This window comes from Burkholderia sp. 28_3 (assembly GCF_003253915.1).
In the GTDB taxonomy this organism is placed as follows: Bacteria; Pseudomonadota; Gammaproteobacteria; order Burkholderiales; family Burkholderiaceae; genus Burkholderia; species Burkholderia cenocepacia.
The window spans coordinates 25,206-44,901 of record NZ_QKZF01000012.1 but is presented as its reverse complement, the minus strand read 5'-3'; the positions used below and the strand labels follow the sequence as shown (position 1 = coordinate 44,901).

General features: G+C 63.5%; 14 protein-coding genes and 1 tRNA gene. 2 read left to right on the top strand and 13 right to left on the bottom strand.

Annotated elements, in window-relative coordinates; genetic code table 11:
• Positions 1–11: 11 nt before the first annotated feature.
• The 12 genes from DFS13_RS23455 to DFS13_RS23400 all read right to left on the bottom strand — a co-directional run bounded on the left by DFS13_RS23455 (position 12) and on the right by DFS13_RS23400 (position 14,931).
• Positions 12–668 carry a TerD family protein gene (locus tag DFS13_RS23455; RefSeq protein ID WP_006482759.1) on the bottom strand — a complete coding sequence of 219 codons (657 nt, stop codon included), beginning with the start codon at positions 666–668 and terminating at the stop codon, positions 12–14.
• 99 nt (positions 669–767) lie between these two features.
• Positions 768–1,784: a DUF475 domain-containing protein gene (locus DFS13_RS23450; RefSeq protein ID WP_006482747.1), complete on the bottom strand. Its 1,017-nt coding sequence runs from the start codon at positions 1,782–1,784 to the stop codon at positions 768–770.
• 43 nt (positions 1,785–1,827) lie between these two features.
• Entirely contained in the window at positions 1,828–2,568 is a 741-nt protein-coding gene (locus DFS13_RS23445; protein WP_006497777.1) for a VWA domain-containing protein, read from the bottom strand.
• Between the two features lie 20 nt (positions 2,569–2,588).
• Positions 2,589–3,686, bottom strand: coding sequence for a toxic anion resistance protein (locus DFS13_RS23440; RefSeq protein WP_006482744.1), 1,098 nt, complete (start codon positions 3,684–3,686; stop codon positions 2,589–2,591).
• Between the two features lie 345 nt (positions 3,687–4,031).
• Positions 4,032–5,393, bottom strand: coding sequence for a virulence factor (locus DFS13_RS23435; protein WP_309251517.1), 1,362 nt, complete (start codon positions 5,391–5,393; stop codon positions 4,032–4,034).
• A gap of 22 nt (positions 5,394–5,415) precedes the next feature.
• Complete coding sequence (locus tag DFS13_RS23430; RefSeq protein WP_006482760.1) at positions 5,416–5,679, bottom strand: PAAR domain-containing protein; 264 nt, start codon at positions 5,677–5,679, stop codon at positions 5,416–5,418.
• A 9-nt stretch (positions 5,680–5,688) separates the two neighbouring features.
• Positions 5,689–7,023: a virulence factor gene (locus tag DFS13_RS23425; RefSeq protein ID WP_111442216.1), complete on the bottom strand. Its 1,335-nt coding sequence runs from the start codon at positions 7,021–7,023 to the stop codon at positions 5,689–5,691.
• Positions 7,024–7,069: 46 nt separating this feature from the next.
• On the bottom strand, positions 7,070–7,333 hold the full coding sequence (locus DFS13_RS23420; protein WP_111442197.1) for a PAAR domain-containing protein: 264 nt from the start codon (positions 7,331–7,333) through the stop codon (positions 7,070–7,072).
• A 9-nt stretch (positions 7,334–7,342) separates the two neighbouring features.
• Positions 7,343–8,824: a hypothetical protein gene (locus DFS13_RS23415; protein ID WP_012492725.1), complete on the bottom strand. Its 1,482-nt coding sequence runs from the start codon at positions 8,822–8,824 to the stop codon at positions 7,343–7,345.
• A complete protein-coding gene (locus tag DFS13_RS23410; protein ID WP_111442196.1) occupies positions 8,821–11,082 on the bottom strand; it encodes a DUF3274 domain-containing protein in 2,262 nt (753 codons plus the stop codon). The genes DFS13_RS23415 and DFS13_RS23410 overlap by 4 nt, the downstream gene beginning before the upstream one ends.
• Positions 11,083–11,105: 23 nt before the next feature.
• A complete protein-coding gene (locus DFS13_RS23405) occupies positions 11,106–13,883 on the bottom strand; it encodes a type VI secretion system Vgr family protein (protein WP_058901636.1) in 2,778 nt (925 codons plus the stop codon).
• Between the two features lie 418 nt (positions 13,884–14,301).
• Positions 14,302–14,931 carry a LysE family translocator gene (locus DFS13_RS23400; RefSeq protein ID WP_111442195.1) on the bottom strand — a complete coding sequence of 210 codons (630 nt, stop codon included), beginning with the start codon at positions 14,929–14,931 and terminating at the stop codon, positions 14,302–14,304.
• A 343-nt stretch (positions 14,932–15,274) separates the two neighbouring features.
• Between DFS13_RS23400 and DFS13_RS23395 the strand changes: the two genes are divergently transcribed.
• Together DFS13_RS23395 and DFS13_RS23390 are read left to right on the top strand one after the other, a co-directional pair.
• Complete coding sequence (locus DFS13_RS23395; RefSeq protein WP_111442194.1) at positions 15,275–17,455, top strand: TonB-dependent siderophore receptor; 2,181 nt, start codon at positions 15,275–15,277, stop codon at positions 17,453–17,455.
• A 57-nt stretch (positions 17,456–17,512) separates the two neighbouring features.
• Positions 17,513–17,603 (top strand) — tRNA-Ser (locus DFS13_RS23390).
• 75 nt (positions 17,604–17,678) lie between these two features.
• Here the strand turns inward: DFS13_RS23390 and DFS13_RS23385 are convergent.
• On the bottom strand, positions 17,679–19,694 hold the full coding sequence (locus DFS13_RS23385) for a sodium:solute symporter family protein (protein ID WP_006482756.1): 2,016 nt from the start codon (positions 19,692–19,694) through the stop codon (positions 17,679–17,681).
• Positions 19,695–19,696: the final 2 nt, after the last annotated feature.

The window sequence follows — 19,696 nt, the reverse complement described above, 5'->3', positions numbered from 1 at the left end:
GCTGCCGCCAGTCAGACCGCGCCGCCGTACGCGCGGACGAAATCGCCGAGGCCACGGTTGTAGCCCGCGCCGACCGCCTTGAACATGAAGTGGCCGTCGCGGCGATAGAAGCTGCCGACCTGCACCGACGTCTCCATCGAGAAGTCTTCCTCGAGCGCGTACTTCGCGATCACCGCGCCCGACACCTCGTCGGCGATCTGGATGTAGCTGTTGCGAACCTGCCCGAAATTCTGCCGGCGCGCTTCGGCCTGGTCGATCGTCACGACCACCGAGATTTCCTCGACGTCGGCCGCAAGCTTCGTCATGTCGATGAAGATCACTTCATCGTCGCCGTCGCCGCTGCCCGTGCGGTTGTCGCCGCTATGCACGACGCCCAGGCACTTCGACGAAGGCATCCCGCGCTTCGGGAAGTCGTCGCCGGGCTGGATGAAGGTTTCCTTGCGCTCCATCGTGCGCACTTCGCTGTTGTAGAACACGAAATGCTGATCCGAGATCAGCTTCGGATTGCTCTGCGCGTCGTACTTGCACAGGAACACCGACACGTCGAGATCGAAATCCGTGCCGGTGTCCGTCGCGTTCGCGTCCCAACCGAGACCGATGCGGAATTTCTGCGTGCCGGGCGCTTCCTTCGACAGGTTGACGCGACCGCCTTTCGACAAATTGATCATCTGAACCTCTTCTGCTGGAACCGCCGTAGCGCCGGCGGCGATGCCGGGCCGCACACGGCGGCCCCTTCGTTGATGGTGTTCGCGCCGCGTGACGCGCACTTACTTGCCCGCCACCGCCGCGCGGTCTTCCTTGCGCTGCACGACGATCGACGACCACACGGCCGCGGCGATCATCGCCGCGCCGATCAGGCCCGTGACGACCTCCGGCACCTCGAACTTCACGCCCAGGAACATGATCGTCGCGAGCGCGCCGATCGCCCAGAACGCGCCGTGCTCGAGAAAGCGGTACTGCGCGAGCGTGCCCTTCTTCAGCAGCACGAGCGTCATCTCCCGGATGTAGGCCGCGCCGACGCCGAGACCGAGCGCGATCAGGAAAATGTTGTTCGACAGCGCGAACGCGCCGATCACGCCGTCGAAGCTGAACGACGAATCGAGCACTTCCAGATACATGAACCCCGCGACGCCTTCGCGCACCACGCGCGTGCCCGTGTCCTCGCCGCCGACCAGGTCGCCCACGCCGTGCGCGATCACGAAGCCGATCACGCCGAACGCGCCCGCGAGCAGAAAGCTGACCTGCTCGGTCGCCGGCACGTAGAACGACGCGACGATCACGATCGCGAGCGTCAGCGCCACTTCCAGTGCGGTGATGCGGCCGAGATGGCGCATCGGGCCTTCGAGGAAGCCGATCCAGTGCTCGTCCTTCTCGGTGTCGAGCATGAACTTGAAGAACACCATCAGCAGGAACGCGCCGCCGAACGCCGATACCTCATGATGCGCGGACGTCAGCACCGCCGCGTACTTGTCCGGCGATTCGATCGCGAGCGTCAGCGCGTCCCACAGACCGATATGGCCGATCACCGCGACGATCAGCAGCGGAAACACGAGTCGCATGCCGAACACCGCGACCGGCAGGCCGAACACCATGAAGCGGTTGCGCCACTTCTCCGACCAGTTCTTCAGCACCGACGCGTTGACGACCGCGTTGTCGAGCGACAGCGAAATTTCGAGCACGCACAGGACCGCGACGATCAGCATGTCCTTCACGCCGCCGAGGAGATAGGCCGCGATCAGCGCGAGCGCCGTGAGCGACAACGGGATCTTGAAGTCTTTCAACATGATGGGGTAATCGAGTTCAGAAAAATGGGCAGGCGGGCAGCGCTTACTTCGCGCGCACCCAGTCGCAGAATTCCTGCGTGATCAGCTGTTCGTAGATCTGTTCGTCGCTGAGGTCGAGCGATTCGAGATGCAGGAAGCCGACGTTCGGCATTTCGTCCGCGACTTCCGCGAGGAAGTCGAATTCGCTCGGATCGCCGACGCCGACGAGCGACCAGTACAGCGGGAAATGTTGCGATTCGGTCAGCAACTGGCGCACGCGCTTGCGGTCGTTCTTCGGGTTCTGGCCGTCGGTGACGAACAGCACCCATGCGGGCAGATGGCCGTTCACGGGCGCGGAGGCGGCCGGCGCGGACGGGTCGTCCGCACCGCCGAACAGCCGGCTCAGGAAGCCGCGCTTTTCTTCGCGCTTCGGCTCCGGCACGCGGAAGAAGAAATCGACGATGTCGTTCATCACCGGCGCGTACTGCGTGCCGCCCCACTTGTCGATCCGCGCGTTGAGCACATGATCGGAAATGTACGAGCCGTAGTTGTCCGGCGTCGCGGTCGGCAGCCGGTCGTAGCCTTCGGTGAAGGTCCACGTGTCGACTTCGCCGTTGTCGTCGAACTTCAGTGCAATGCCGAGAATCCGGTCGTGCGTCTCCTGGATCACGCCCGACTGGTATAGCGGCTTCGCGGAGCCCGAGATGTCGAGCGCCGCGCCGACGCGCACGACCGGCGGCTTCAGGATCTGACGTTTTTCGAGGACGATCGCGACCTTCGCCGCGCGTTTCTCAAGCGTAATCATGCGGTGTTCTCTCAGTTCTCTTAGTTGTGCTTCGGAGCGAATCGGGTGATCAAGTCCTGTTCGAGCTGGCGCAGGCGCGGCGCGTCCTGCTCGCGCTGGCGGCGGCCGTCGGCAATGATCTGCGTGATGTCGTCGAACGCGCCGAACAGCTGCTGCTGCGCGTATTCGAACGTGTCGGTCGAGATCACCGGGCGCTGGCCGAGCTTCGCGACTTCCTGCGCGTTCTGGCGATTCAGGTCGGCCTGCGCGCGGATCGCCTCGTCGGCGGCGTCGTACGTCGCGTTCGCGAGCGCCGCCGCGCGCTTGGTGCTGAGCTGCTCGAGGTAGAGCGCGAACGCATTGGTCCACGCGGGAATCAGCACGGTCTTGATCGTCATGAACTTCGACGTCAGCGTGCGTTTCTGGTCCTGCTCCATCCGGATCTGCGGCGCGAGCTGCTTCGACATCAGCATCGCGCGGTCGAGGTCGTCGAGCTTGCTTTCGAGCGCGTCGACCTTGCGCTTCACGTCGAGCAGGCGCTGCGCGGCGAACGCATCGTCCGCCGGCTGCTGGCCGGCCGCGAGATGCGCGCGCAGCGCCGCGAGCGCCGTTTCGCCGTGCGCCTTCGACTGCGCGAGCTCCTGGTGCAGCGCGTAGTTGTCGTTGTACATCCGCTCGAGCTCGTCGATGCCGGCCTTCTGGCGCTGCGCATGGTTTTCGAGCTCGACGACGAGCGTATCCATCCGCTTGCTCACCGACTCGTATTGCGACAGCAGCTTCTCCTTGGTCGAGCGGAACAGCCGCGTGACCTGCGTGAGCAGCCCGCCCTTGTCGGCGCCGCGCGGGTCGAGCCCCTTCGCGGTCGCGATCAGCTCGTTGAGCTTGTCGCCGAACTGGTCGGCGTCCGACGCCCGGACGCTTGCGAGAATCTGCTGGGAGAAGGCGGCGATCCGCGTGCCCTGCGTCGCGCCGAGCTGGTCGATCTCGTCGACGGTGATCAGGCGCGCGTGTTCCGTCGGCTGCGCTGCCGGCACGACGACGTTGGCGACGGCGGCTGGCCCGGCGACGGGCGACAAGGACGGCATGGAAGGACGATCGCTGACCGCATCGGATTTGTTGTCGTCGAATAGCGGCTTCATGTGGCTACCACGTTCCTTTTCTGCTTTTTGCTACGTGTGTTGTCGTGCGCGCAACGCGCGCTTCCGCGATTGCCGCCGTGCTCTCTCACGGGCGGCAGACGGACAATAAATGGCGACGGTGCGGCGCGTCAAGCCAGGCAAGTCTTTCAATTTCCATACGCTTTGTAATATATACGACGGCCATCTCGATACTGCTTCCGGCAATGTAAGGACATATGCGTTGATGGAGCATGAATCCGGAATTCTCGGCACACGCCGACGGAGAGAAATGGAAAGTATTTTGAAAGAATTAGCCTGTCGCTATTCCGCTGATTGTTACAGATTGCTTAACGCGGGCGTCGCGCCCTAGTCCGAGTAGCCTTGCGACGCCGGGCGCGCGTCGTGGCGGCGGCCCCACCACGGCAAGTACGCGTTGTTCTCCCCGCGTGCGCGGAACCAGTCCTTGCCGGGATCGATCGGCGTCAGCTTCGACGGTGCGACCACCACCACGGCCGTCGGATGTTCGGTGTCCGTCGTGCCCGCCACAAGCACGTTGCCGCCGAGATGATTTGCGCGGCCGATCGCGAGCGCCACATCGGTCAGCGCCGCGCCGGCCCCCATGTCACCAAGCAGGGCCGACGTGTTGAAGGTTTCGCCGCGAAGATCGCTTTCCGGCACGGCTTCGGCGAGCCCTTGCGACAGGGACGCGGCCCTTGACGACGCGGCCGCGCTGCCCTTGCCCGCATCGTGGATAACGTAGTTCAGCGACGAGACCGCGACGCCCGCATTGGCTGCCGCCGCGTCGATCGTCGACTTCCATGCCGGCACCGCGCGGCCCTCGCCTTGCTTCGCGTCGAAATCCTGAACGCTGCCTTGCGCCGCCTTGCCGATCCAGGCCAGCGGTTCGCGCTCGGTCTTCAGATCCGGGCCGGCGAGGAACACCACCACCATGTTCTCGTTGATCTGTTCGTCCTGCGGCGGGAAGCTTGGCGCGTCCCAGTTCATCACCCACACGCTTTTGTCGGGATGCGCGGCCAGGTAGTCCAGCGCGGCGTTCAGTGACGTGAAGCCGGCATTGCCGTGGCCCGACGTCACGTGCACGTCGGGCGGTGTGTCGCGGATCCATAGATTTTTTGCGGAGGGGTTGCCGATTTCATACATATTTACCATCTCGTCGCGCAAGAACGCTCCGGCGCCTTCCGGGTCGAGACGGCCGGCAGGAAGTGCGAGTTCGACATGCACCCCCGCCAGTTCACGCCACTCCCGCTTGTACTTCGAGCCGATGGTGTAAAAATAATCGGGGTTCATCACGTAGCGCGTCCGAAACAACACGAGAAGTTCGCGCACATATTTCTTGTAAAAACCCGCGAACGACTCACGCCCCCGCCGCCCGTCCGCGACGATGGAAACCGCCTGCAAGGTCGAGTATTTTTTGGGGTTTGTGCGCACCATGTCGTCGTTGGCGTTCGGCTTCACCAACCCGAGCGTCCACAGCAATTGCCACTCGGTCGGATAGTCACGACGCTGCAGCGGATTGAGCCATTCAAGTCCGACAACTTGGGCAACAAACGGCGCGGCAGACGCACCTTCGACGGATTGCGTCGATGCGGCGCGCGTCTCAGCCCGCAATGGTGGGCTCGACAAGAATGTCGCCATCACGATCGAGACGCACCCGATACGTCTGGCAAGAGTGAAGCAGTGCATGAATACCCCGATCGAACCGGCCACCCCCGCGCGCCGGTCCGGCAATTCATTCCCGCCCGGACGACGCCAGGCTCGAAATCAGCGTCGCACCACACGACGTCTTGTGTCCATCGAATGCAGCCGGTTTCCCGTCGACAATGACCTGCGGATCGCCTTCGGCGATAAAGCAGGCCTGATGGCCCGCGATCGGACAGATACACGTATCACCGAGCCGGGCGACCGGCCGCCCCATCACTTCGCTGACCGCGCTGCCGGTCACGACCTGACCGCCGTGGCTCGTTGCGTCGCCGACTCGAATGATTCCGCGCATGCGTGCTCCTTACTCCGAATAGCCTTGCGACGCAGGGCGCGCGTCGTGACGGCGCCCCCACCACGGCAAGTACGCGTTGTTCTCACCGCGTGCGCGGAACCAGTCCTTGCCGGCGTCGATCGGCGTCAGCTTCGACGGCGCGACGACGAAGACTGCCGTCGGATGCTCGGGGTCCGTCGTTCCGGCTACGAGCACATTTCCACCGAGGTGATTCGCTCGGCCGATCGCCAGCGCCACATCGGTCAGCGCCGCGCCGGCGCCCATGTCACCGAGCAGTGCCGACGTATTGAAGGTCTGCGTACGGAAATCGTATTCCGGCAGTACTTCCGTCAGCGTCTGCGACAGCGATGCAATTCTTGTCGATGCAGCATCGCTGCCCTTGCCCGCGTCGTGCACGATGTAATTCACCGACGACACCGGCACGCCTGCATTAGTCGCCGCCGTATCGATCGTCGACTTCCATGCCTGCACCGCGCGACTCGCGCCTTGCTTTGCGTCGAAATCCTTGACGTTGCTTCGAGCGGCTTTACCGATCCACGCCAGCGGCTCGCGCTCGGTCTTCAGATCCGGGCCGGCAAGGAACAGCACCACCATGTTCTCGTTGATCTGTTCGTCGTTCGGCGGGAAACTCGGCGCATCCCAGTTCATCACCCACGCGCTTTTGTCGGGGTGGGCGGCCAGATAGTCCAGCGCCGCATTCAACGACGTGAAGCCGGCATTCCCCTGCCCCGATGTCACGTGCACATCCGGCGGTGTGTCGTGGCTCCACAGATCTTTTGCCGATGAATTTCCGATCTCGAACGTGCTGATTATTTGATCACGCAAATATGCCTTTGCCTTGATGGGATCAAGACGACCAGAAATTGCCAGTTCAACATGCACGCCAGCCAGCTCACGCCATCTACTTCTGTCACCAGGTTTCACGGTATAGAAATAGTTGGAATCGGTAAAATATCTAGTACGGAACAATACGAGCAACTCGTCGATATATTTCTCGTAAAATCCACCAAATGATTCACGTCCAGAGCTGCCATCCGCAATGATTGAGATCGCTTGAACGGCAGAGTACTTTTTAGGGTTGGCGCGCACCATATCGTCATTCTTGTTCGCAGAAGCCAAGCCCAACGTCCACAGCAATTGCCACTCCGTCGGATAGTCACGACGCTGCAGCGGATTGAGCCATTCAAGTCCGACAACTTGGGCAACAAACGGCGCGGCAGACGCACCTTCGACGGATTGCGTCGATGCGGCGCGCGTCTCAGCCCGCAATGGTGGGCTCGACAAGAATGTCGCCATCACGATCGAGACGCACCCGATACGTCTGGCAAGAGTGAAGCAGTGCATGAATACCCCGATCGAACCGGCCACCCCCGCGCGCCGGTCCGGCAATTCATTCCCGCCCGGACGACGCCAGGCTCGAAATCAGCGTCGCACCGCACGACGTCTTGTGTCCATCGAATGCAGCCGGTTTCCCGTCGACAATGACCTGCGGATCGCCTTCGGCGATAAAGCAGGCCTGATGGCCCGCGATCGGACAGATACACGTATCACCGCGCCGGGCGACCGGCCGCCCCATCACTTCGCTGACCGCGCTGCCGGTCACGACCTGACCGCCGTGGCTCGTTGCGTCGCCGACTCGAATGATTCCGCGCATGCGTGTTCCTTATTTTGAATAGCCTTGAGTCGTAGGGCTCGCATCGTGACGACGTCCCCACCAAGGTAGATAGGCGTTGTTTCCGCCGCGTGCGCGAAACCAGTTCTTAGTTGCATCGATCGGCGTCAGTTTCGAAGGCGCGACCACCACCACCGCTGTCGGGTGCTCGGCGTCGGTCGTTCCGGCTACGAGTACATTTCCCCCGAGGTGATTCGCTCGCCCGATCGCCAGCACCACATCGGTCAGCGCTGCGCCGGCCCCCATGTCACCGAGCAACGCCGATGTATTGAAGGTCTGCGTACGGAAATCGTATTCCGGCAGTACTTCCGTCAACGTCTGCGACAGGGACGCAATGCGTGTCGACGCAGCATCACTGCCCTTGCCCGCATCGTGCACGATGTAATTCACCGACGACACCGGCACGCCAGCATTACTCGCCGCCGTATCGATTGTCGACTTCCATGCCTGCACCGCGCGACTCGCGCCTTGCTTTGCGTCGAAATCCTTGACGTTGCTTCGAGCGGCTTTACCGATCCACGCCAGCGGCTCGCGCTCGGTCTTCAGATCCGGGCCTGCAAGGAACAGCACCACCATGTTCTCGTTGATCTGTTCGTCGTTCGGCGGGAAGCTCGGTGCATCCCAGTTCATCACCCACGCGCTTTTGTCAGGATGCGTAGCCAGATAGTCCAGCGCGGCGTTCAGCGATGTGAAGCCGGCATTGCCGTGGCCCGTCGTCACGTGCACATCCGGCGGTGTGTCGCGACTCCATAGATTCTTTGCGGACGGGTTGCCGATTTCGAATATATTGACAATGCGATTACGCAGATATGACGCAGCCGATGCAGGCTCAATTCGTTCGGAAGGAATAGCCAACTCCACATGCACGCCAGCCAGCTCACGCCACTTTCTTTTGTCATCCGAGCTCACGGTGTAAAAATAATCTTCACCCGTAAAATATGGAGCTCGGAAGAGCAACAATAGTTTATCGACATATTTCTCATAAAATCCAGCAAAAGATTCACCTCCTCCATTACCATCCGCGACAATGGAAATTGCCTGCAACGTCGAATATTTCTTCGGATTCGTTCTAACCATATCATCGTTGACATTTGGCTTGACCAGACCAAGCGTCCACAATATTTGCCACTCGGTAGGGTAGTCCCTGCGCTGGAGGGGATTCATCCATCCAAGGCCTACAACCTGCGCAACGAAAGGCTTGGATGAACTGGCCCCAGCGATCGGGACTGCCTTATCGGCCGATGAGGCGGCCATCGCGCGAGGAGCAGCAATCACTGTTGCGAACGCAAACACCATGATTGCCACGAGCCCCGGGACCAACACCAATCGTTTCAACAGATTACCCATACCCAATAACTCCCCTGCCGGCTTGCCAGACGAAATCAATATCAAAAACGACGCCCCTAAAGCAAAAAACAACGCAAGGCTCGCAACTCCGACTCGACGCGGCCAGGTGGCAATGACCGCCTTCATAAAATACCTCCCAACTTCATGAAAAAGCCACCATCTCGCTCGTCATGTATTTTCCCCGGCATTGCGGCACTTTCGTCTTTTTTAACCCAGTCAGGCAAAAATAGGTCGCCGTGCTTGCCGGTATTTATATAATCCATCAAATGAAAATTAGGATCACCCTTCTTGGAATCACTGGCAAATCTCCAATCAGCCTGGATTCTGAGATATTTGAAATCATCTTCAGTTAAATAACAAAGCCCAATTGCCACATCATAAGCCAACGCCCTTTCAGCATGATCCTTGTTGGTCATGATGGTCGAATGGTTAGTGGGGTTATTCTTGTCCCCGCCGTTCAGAATCTGGAATATCTCGTTGTTCCGCCATTCGGTATAGTCAGCACTCGCTGCCTCCGGATTGTCCTCCCCGATCACATTCCCTTCCTTGTCGACCCAGCGGCGATTTCCGGACCTTCTCGCTTCCATCCGAAGAATGGAATGATCCTCATACCGCTGCGCAGCCTCGGACGCCGCGTCCCCCTGCGCCTTCAGCGCATCACCCTCGGTCTTGAATGTTTCCGACTTCGCGTCGAAGTTGTCGTATGGATCGTCATCACGCTTGTTCTCCTTGTTGGCGTCACGCCCAGCCGACGGCGGATCGTAACCCTCGTTGAAGCGCCCTTCCTCAATCGGTTTCCCTTGCGCATCGCAAGCGCCCGACGGCTTACCGTAGCGCAACGCCTGCGGGAGGAAGCGCGTTTCCTTGTCGAGCATCGGCGCCGTAATCGGGATTTCCCAATTTTTCGGTGGCTCGGCATTGACTGCCATGTCCGTCAAATTGAACAGGTAGAAGACCGGACTCGTTGCAAGCGTGAAAATCTTCGCGATCCACCCTTCATTGGAATGCATCCCTCGTCCAAGACCATACCGCGCCGGTGGTGATGGCGGATACCAGAAACCTTCCTTCTGGTTCTTGTCCTTGCGCCAGTCATCCTGCCAGTACCGATAGAGCTTGCTCTCTCCGCCCACCTCGAAATTCGACGCGAACACGCGTTGCGAAAAAACGCCCCACGCGTTCGTCGCACTGATTTCATCGATACTCATCCCGCGCCAGCCGATTCCCTGAACGGTCAGGGCGGAAATGACCTGATCGTGCGGGCAGCAGTACAGCGTCACTCTTCCGTAGGTGTTTTTCTGGTACAGCCCATGCGCCTCCCGGTCCTTGGCTGCGCTATACGGTTTGCCTCCATCCTTCGACGGTCTCGCGCTTTCCATCGCGCGATCGAGATCCTCCGCAGGCATCTCGAGCTCGGCCCGGGCACGCAGGATATCGAAGTACGCCCTCAACGTCTCCTTGCGCGCCACATAGGTCTCGCGCCCCACGTGCCCGTTCTTGTCGCGCACCCCGCGCTGGGCCCATGAGTCGGTCATGTTGGCCTCGACGAGACTGTACGGAGGATTGGCGAGCACATAAGTGTCGGCGACGCAGCGCCCTTTCTTGCCCCACTGATCCGTCACCTCGGGCAACCGGTCGCCGAGGAATGCGGCGGCAAGGCCGATCATGTTTCCCTGGCTGTGGCACACGATCGTGATCGGCGCGTCGGCCTGTCGTTTGCGGATCGACTCGACCAGGCGTGCCAGCCGCAGCGCGCCAAGCACGCCGTAAGTGCGCGGCGGCGTGGAGTAGATTTTTCGATTGCCGATGCTGTTCATGTGCTGAACGGTCAGCCACAGAAAGAGCCGATCGTTCAATCCGTCGTTCCACAGATCCGGCAGGCTCGAACACCCGCCCGCGAACGGACCACCGCCCCAGTAATTCTTCTCGTTGAGCATGATCTTGTCGCCATACTCCTTCAGCTCCTGCGCATTCGCGGCATAGCCCCACCGAAAGTGGATGACGGGCGAAAAGGACGGATCGGGCTTGATGTACGTCTTCGACGACATTTCCGGATTCAGGAAGCCGTCCGGCGTCAGGCTTTCGATATAGCTGACCGGCGTCATCTGCCCGGCCACCGGCCCCCAATGGAACAGCTGATCGTCATAACGCCCCATGCGCCGGTTCAACCCGGCACACAGCCCCTTCTCGGCCTCCTGGAACCATTCCCCTTCCGAATTCACCCCGTGCACGAAAATGACGACGCCCGGCAGCGGCATCTGCATCACGCACTCGAGGTCGTTGCGGTTGAACAGCGTCGTCCCCAGTCCACCACCCACCGGAGTCTGCGACGGGTCGTCCGTCGACGGTTGCCCGCCCGGGTTCTGCGCAAAGTTGTAGTTGAACATGTTGTTTTTCTTGAAGACTCGGCTCAGGTTCTCGACTTGAAGAAGCGAACCGCCAATTGTTCGAACTGGTCGCTGCTGACCGGCGCCAGCTTGCCTTGCGCGTCGGTCTTCCCCTTGATCAATTCGCCCGACGCCTTTCGCACCTCGGCTTCCATGCCCTCGACCGGCTGTCCGTCGGTGGCCCGGACCAGCTTCGGCACCCGCCCCAGCGAGCCCTGGTCGAACTTCGGAAAGTCGGCGCTCATGCTCGCCGGCCCGGCCCACGTATGCGACGCCGACTTGACGGTGAAACTCCCCGGACACCCGAGCTCGATATCGCCGCCCTGCAGCTTCAGGTACGCGCCGCCCGACGTCACGAACACGACCTGCTCGCTGGCCATGCCCGCGAGCTTGCCGCCGCCCGCCGTCATCTGGATGTTCTTCGCCGAATCGATCTGCGTGTCGTCGTTCTGGCTCTGCAGCGCCACTTTCCCCTGGTTGGCGATCGCCGACACGCCCTCGCTGTGCGCGAACATCGCCACGCCACGCCCGGCCTGCAGGTTGATCCGCTGCCCGCTCGTGTACTGCAGGTGGTTCTGCGCGACGACATCGACGTTGCCGCCCGCATGGGTCGTCACGGTCTTCGGCGTCGCCATGCTGATGCCGGCCGGCGCGGTGATGCCGATCGCGGCCATCGACGCGCCTGACGACTCACCGCCGTCGGACGCCTTGCCATTCGGCCAGCCTTTCACCGTGGTCATGAGCGCATCGTGCGGCTGCGTATCCGGCGCGACGCCTTGATGCTGGCCCGCATAGTCGCCGAGACTCTTGAACAGTTCGACGCATTCCTGCATCAGTTGCAGATACTCGTCGCGCGCGAGGTGGCCGTCGCTCGCGCGCAGCCGCTCCCAGGCCGAAATCAGCATCGCCTTGCCGCTGCGAATCGCCACGTGCGCATCGCTGCGCAACTCCGCGCCTTCGCCGCGCGCCGTACCCTGCCCGTTGTCGCGCGGCTGCGTCAGATAGCCGAGGTTCAGCTGACTGTACGCATGCTCGCTCGCCAGCTGGCTGCTGATCTGCCCGGGCGTATCGTCGAAGCGGATCTGGTTGTAGCGCTGCCCCTTGATTTCCTTCGTCTTCGTGCCGGAAAGATAGCGGTTGCCCGGCAGTGCGCCGGTATGGCTGAAGGTCGCCGGCATGTTCGGCCCGTTGGCCAGCACACCCATCACGACCAGCCGGTCCGGATCGCCGCCGATATGGCCGATCAGCACTTCCATGCCGACGCGCGGCAACGTATTCGCGCCGAAGCTGGGCCCGGCGAGCGCGCAGGCGACGCGCACCGGCGCGCTGTCGGACGGCGTGCCGCTCGTGCCGGCGCCCTGCGCGTGCGCATGATCGTCCGCGCTGAGCCCCTGGATCCGCACCCGGATGCGGCCCATTTCATCGCAGAACACCTCCTCGCCCTCCGGCCCGACGACGACCGCCGTCATCGGATGAACCGGCGGCAAGTCGACGTGGGGATCGTAGGCCGGCGTCAGCGGCACGCCGCGCCGCACGCACGAGAACGTATTCTCGTAGCGCCTGTCGCTTTCGTCGCCCGGCTTGCCGCTCAGGTCGGCCGGCACCGCGTTGAACAGCACGCGGCTTGCCGCGAACAGCGATTGCGCGCGCTCGTTCAGTTCCTTCGGCAGGTTATTGCGCACGCAATGATGAAGCGACGTGACGACGAACTGCCGCTGTTCGGCCGGCAACGTATCGAGTTGCGGATGCTCGGCGAGCGCAAACCAGTGACCGACGGCAAGATCACGCACATTGCTCACGCCGTCGACGGATTCGGCACGCAGTTCATGCGCCAGCATCCGGTCCTTGCCAATCCGGTCGAGATCGGACGACGAATCCCCGGCATGCGGGATATCGATGACGACGTCGGCCAGCAAATGCCCGAGGTCGTTGCCGCCGTCGCCCTGATCGACGATCGTCGCCTGCTCGGTTTGCGACATCCGGCCGCTCTTGTAGTCCCACGTCGGCCGGACGACCTTGCCCGGGATCAATCGGCGGCTCGTCGCCCACAGCGTGATCGAGTCGCGCGCCTCGGTGGCGGCGTCGCGATGGTATCGGATCGTGCCGGCGACCGTCTCCGGCAACTTCATCGAGTCATCGGCAAAGACGAGCGTATGCACCGGCGTGTCGTGCGCTTGGCCGCTCGCCCGCTCGCCTGCCTTCCCCGCCTTGACGAATACGGTCGCCCCGTCCCGTCGCAACAGCCGCCGGATGAAGTGCGCGTCCGACTCGTTGACCTGCCGCGTGAGTTCACGAGCGGGGTAACGCGCGGCTTGCAGACCGGACAGGTCGAACTCGAATGCGCCCGCGAGCGCCGAACTGCGCTGGCGCCATTCCTGAAGCAGCACACCCAGGATGTCGGGCAGGCTCTTGGACCGAAACAACCGCGAATTGGTCCGCCGCTCCATCACGGACAGCACGTCGCGAATCGTCAGCTGGTAGCAGGTCAGCGAACCGTCCGACTGCCCGGTGCGGACGTCGGTGACGATGCCGTTGATGGGATGAAGACGCCCGCGATCGGTCGTCATCTCGACGGAAACCGGCAGTCCGATGAAGCTGCGGATCGGCAGATCGGCCCGTGCCGACACGCAGGTCAGATGCCCCTCGATACCCGTCATCAGCCCTTCCCGGATATCGGCATACTGGAGCGCAAGCACTTGCTCGAGCGTTTTCTGGGCAGGCCCCCAGTTCATGCGAACCGGTCGATTGTTCTGATCGACCACCCCCGACGCAAACGTGCGTAGTAATTCGGCTGTATTCACAGCGTGACTCTCAGGATTTTGTTTGACTTCGTTGTTCGGCGAGCAATCACGCCCGCTGGTCCGTCCTGGGAGTGCCGCCCGTCTGGTTTTCGGCGAGCATAGCAAATTTGTCAGGTTGGTGACGGCTTTTTGACAGGATTTAGAATCCTTTTTGCACGGCGCGCAACGGGCTCAACCGTTCACTTTCTTTCGAAGTCGGCCGATCCCGTCCCGCGCCCCTCGAGCGTCGTCGCGGTGTCGGTCCCGTCCGTGCCGCACTCCCGATACGGGCCGGACGAACTGCACCGCCAAGTCACGAATCGTGAATCCCATCGTCCGTCGATACCGGCGAACGTCGCGGCCGAAATGCCGATCCTCGGCCGACGTCATCTCGTCCGGATGGCACGAGGCTACGATGCTTCCCCGCCGCGCCGCCGCGTCAATGCACGGCCTTGCGATACAGCGCAACGTACCCCGCGAGCATCAGCAGCAACGATCCGCTGACCCGGTTCAGCCACTTCTCCCCCGCGGCCTTCCATACGCGGACCGAATGCACGCCCAGCAGCGCGTAACCGGTCATCCCGATCACGTCGATCGCGACGATCGTCGCCGCGAGAATCGCGTACTGCGGCGCGATCGCATGCGACCGGTCGACGAACTGCGGCAGCAGCGCCGACATGAACAGGTAGTACTTCGGGTTGCTCATCGCGACGAAGAAGCTCTTCAGAAAGGCGCTCCGGCGATCGGGCGTCGCAGGCACGCAGGGCTGCGCAGCCGCGGCCCCGCTGCTCGACATCAGCATCCGGATGCCGACATACGCGAGCCACGCCGCACCGAGCAGCTTCAGCGTCACGAACGCCGTTTCCGACGCGTCGAGCAGCACGCCGAGGCCGAACCCGACCAGCGCGACGAGCACGACGTCGGCGGTGACGGCGCCGAGCATGCCGACCATCGCGTGACGCAATCCGTAGCGCGAACCGTTGCTCATTGCGAGCAACACCGTCGGGCCCGGCGTCGCGACACCGACGGACAGGATCAGCGCAAAGGCGAGCAAGGCGGAGAGCGACATGGCGTGGCGTTCCTTTTGAAGAGTGCGGTACGGACGGCATCGTCGTCGTGATCGGGCCACCATGCCGCAACCGGTGCGCACGGTTTGTTACGACGAATGCGGTCTTCGCATGATCGCATGCTCGCCCCGACGCCCGCTCGGCGGTTGTGCACGGTCGCCGGTGAACCGCACCCAGCTATCTCAAATAGTGGGCCGATCCCTCCGTAAACGACAATGATTCTCGTTTACGTTAAGCTCCGCCGCTCGATAAAAATACGTCCGCGACAGCACGGACGCGTCACGCCGCCCGGATTCCGACTTGCCGCCCTGGGATGGATCACCGACCACACCCGATTTGCGTCCCATGTCGACACTTTCGTTACCCGTCCTGCGTCTCACGCCGATTGCCTTCGGCATTGCACTCGCCTGCACCTTCCCGGCCGCCGCCGGGGCCCAGCAGGCCACTTCCGCCGCCAACGCCGCGCCCGACGCCACCGTGCTGCCGTCGATCAACGTGACCGGCGCGGCCGAGCCGCTGCCCGGCGACCTCGCGCCGACCTACGCCGGCGGCCAGGTCGCGCGCGGCGCGGATTTCGGCGTGCTCGGCCGGCAAAAGGCGAGCGACGTGCCGTTCAGCATGACCACCTATACGTCGAAACTGATCGAGGACCAGCAGGCGCGCACGCTCGCCGACGTGCTCGACAACGATCCGGCCGTGCGCAGCGCATCGGGCTACGGCAACTTCTCGCAGGTGTTCGTCATCCGCGGTTTCGCGCTCGCCGGCGACGACGTGTCGCTGAACGGCCTGTACGGCGTCACGCCGCGGCAGCTCGTCCAGACCGATGCGGTCGAGCGTGTCGACGTGTTCAAGGGCGCGAATGCATTCCTGAACGGTGCATCGCCAAACGGCTCGGCGGTCGGCGGCGGCGTGAACCTGCAACTGAAGCGCGCGGACGACAAGCCGCTCACGCGCGTCACCGTCGACGGCGCGACATCCGGCTCGCTCGGCACGCATGTCGACCTCGGCCGCCGCTTCGGCAGCGAAGGCCAGTTCGGCGTGCGCGTGAACCAGTCGATCAGCGGCGGCGACACCGCCGTCGACGACGAGCGCCGCCGCAGCAACGTGACCGCCGTGTCGCTGGACTGGCGCGGCGACACATTACGTCTGTCCGGCGACTTCCTGTATCAGCGGCAGCGGATCGACAACGGCCGCCCGATCGTGCTGGTCAGCGGCAGCCCGTTGCCCGCCGTGCCGTCCGCGACGCACAACTATGCGCAGCCGTGGAGCTTCAGCGAACTCGAGGACACGGTCGGCATCGTGCGCGCCGAGTACGACTTCCTGCCCGCGTGGACGGCCTACGTATCGGCCGGCGCACGCCATACGAACGAGCACGGCGACTACTACACGCCGACCTACTCGTCGTCCGGCACGACCGGCTCGCGCCTGAGCGTGCCGCACAAGGAAGATGCGCAGTCGGCCGAGGCCGGCGTGCGCGGCCGCTTCACGACCGGCCCCGTGTCGCACTTCGTGACCGCCGGCGCGTCGTTCATCCGCATCGACAGCCAGTCCGCTTACACGATGTCGAACGCGTTCCCGACGACGCTCTACGATCCGGCGCCGGTCGCGTCGCCGCCCACCGCCTACGCGGGCGGCGACATGAACGATCCGGGCACGGTCACGAAGACCTGGCTGCGCAGCCTCGCGGTGTCCGATACGCTCGGCTTCCTCGACGACCGCGTGCTGTTCACGCTCGGCGCGCGGCGCCAGTCGATCTCGGTCGACAACTTCGACTACACGGGCGCGGTCACCAGCACCTACAGCAACGCGATCACGACGCCGGTATTCGGTCTCGTCGTGAAGCCGTGGCGCAACGTGTCGATCTTCGCGAACCGCAGCGAAGCGCTCGCGCAGGGCGAGATCGCGCCCAACACCGCGCGCAACGCGGGCCAGGCGCTGTCGCCGTACCGGTCGAAGCAATATGAAGCCGGCGTCCGCTACGACACCGACCAGTACGGCGCGTCGCTCGCACTGTTCCAGATCGAGAAGCCGATGGCGTACACCGATCCGGCGACGAACCTGTTCGGCGCCGACGGCACGCAGCGGCACCGCGGCATCGAGACGGCCGTGTACGGCGAGCCGTGGAAAGGCGTGCGGCTGATCGCCGGCGCCACGTACCTCGACGCGACACTGCAGAACACGGCCGGCGGCACGTACGACGGCCACCGGCCGATCGGCGTGCCGTCGTTCCTGCTCAACGCGGGCGCCGAATACGACGTGCCGATGCTGCGCGGGCTCACGCTGACCGCGCGCTGGATCCACACCGGGCCGCAGTACCTGGACGTCGCGAATACGATGTCGATCCAGGCGTGGGACCGCTTCGACCTCGGTGCGCGTTACGCGACGGACGTGTTCGGCAAGAAGACGACGTTCCGCGCGACCGTGCGCAACGTCGCGAACAAGTCGTACTGGTCGTCGACGATCGGCGGATACCTGACGCAGGGCGACCCGCGCTCGGTGTGGCTGTCGATGACGACGGATTTCTGACGGGCGCCGAAGGGAGTGGCGGGCTGCCGCCAGAGTTTGCTATACTCTCGGTCTTCCGGAGAGATGGATGAGTGGTTTAAGTCGCACGCCTGGAAAGCGTGTATAGGTTAATCGCCTATCGGGGGTTCGAATCCCCCTCTCTCCGCCAGGATTCAAATGCCCGCGCCAGCGGGCATTTTCGTTTCCGGACGCACGTCGATACGCGCTCCCCCCGCCCCGCTGATCACGGGTGCCGAATGTAATCCACCAGCGCCCGCGTGTATTCATCCGGCCGCTTGTCGCACAGACTCACCGCGATCGCCACCGCAAACCCCGCCGGCACGCCGAACACGCCTGAGCTGATCGGTTCGATCCCGAACCACGGGCGCCCGGCGAACCCGGTCAGTTGCGTGAAGAACGGATAAGTCGACACGATGTAGTACACGCACACCGCCAACCCGGTCACCATCCCGGCAATCGCGCCGCGCGTCGTGGTGCGCTTCCAGAACACCCCCAGCACCAGCACCGGAAAGAAGCTCGACGCCGCCAGCGAAAACGCGGCGCCGACGAGAAACAGGATCTTCCCGGTATTGAGCGACGCGACATACGACGCGAACAGCGCCACCCCCAGCAGCAGCACCTTCGAAATCGTCACGCGCCGCTGGCTCGACGCATCGGGCGCGACCATGCAGTAATAGACGTCGTGCGACAGCGCGTTCGCGATCGTCAGCAGCAGCCCGTCCGCGGTCGACAGCGCCGCCGCCAGCGCACCGGCCGCGATCAGCCCCGACACCACGTACGGCAGCCCCGCGATCTCCGGCGCGGCCAGGACCACCATGTCCGGCTGCATCTGGATTTCCGACCAGTGCACGATGCCGTCCCGGATCACCTCGACGACACTGATCAGGTCGGGTTCGAAGTGATGCCACTGCGTAACCCACGCCGGCAATTCGGCGAACGGCCGCCCGACGAGATTCGCGAGGATCTCGTACTTGATCAGCACCGCGAGCACCGGCACGCTCAGGTAGAACAGCGCGATGAAGAACAGCGTCCAGCCGACCGAGCGCCGTGCCGACGCGACCGACGTGGTCGTGTTGTAGCGCGTCAGGATGTGCGGCAGGCTCGCGGTGCCGAGCGACAGGCACAGCAGCAGCGCGAGGAAGTTCCGCTCGCGCGGCTTGCGTTCATCCTCGCTCGCGGCCGGAAACGGCTCGTGCATCGGCACGGGCGGCTCGGCCCGCGCGAGCAGGTCGTCACGCACCTGCGTCCACGCCACGCGCGCCGCCGCGGGATCGCGCGGGAAATCGGCCAACTCGCGCTCGCGCAGGCTGATCTCGCGCAGCGGCCCGTTGTGGCGCCGCAGGTCCGCGAGCTGGTCGACGAGATGCCGGCGCGCATCCGCGTACGACGCCGGCAACCGGTCGAGCCGCGTCTGGATATCCGCGGCCTGCCGGCGGTATGCATCACGCACCTGCTGCTCGTCGCGCGCGTCGCGCACCTGCGCCTCGCGCGCCGCGACGCGCTCCATCAGCGTGCCGTAATTGAACTGCGGCACGGGGCCGAGCCCGTTCTTCATCGCGATCAGCGAGACCGGAATCAGGATCGCACTGATCAGGATGATGTACTGCGCGACCTGGGTCCACGTGACCGCGCGCATTCCGCCGAGAAACGAGCACACGAGAATGCCCGCGAGCCCGCAGAAGATCCCGATCGCGAAATCGACGCCGATGAAACGCGTCGCGATCAGGCCGATCCCCTGGATCTGCGCGACGAGGTACACGAACGAACACAGGATCGCCGCGCCGGCCGCGAGCGCGCGCACGGCCGTGCTCGAAAAACGCGTGCCGAGAAAATCCGGAATCGTGTAGCGCGCGAGCTTGCGCACATACGGCGCGAGCAGGAACGCGACGAGGCAGAATCCGCCCGTCCAGCCCATCACGTACGCGAGCGCGTCGTAACCGGTGGCGTAGAGCGAGCCGGCCAGGCCGATGAAGGACGCGGCCGACAGCCAGTCGGCCGCCGTCGCCATCCCGTTGAACGCGGACGGCACGCGCCGCCCGGCCACGTAGTACTCGACGAGATCGGACGTGCGCGACAACAACCCGATCACCGCGTACACGGCGATCGGCACGAACAGGAACACGTAGCCGATCCAGACGCCCGAGCCGGTCGCGCGCTCGATCCGCCACATCAGCAGCACGAAGCCGAGAAACCCGAGCGTATAAAGCGCGTATGCGCGTATCAGTCGACGCGTCAGCATGA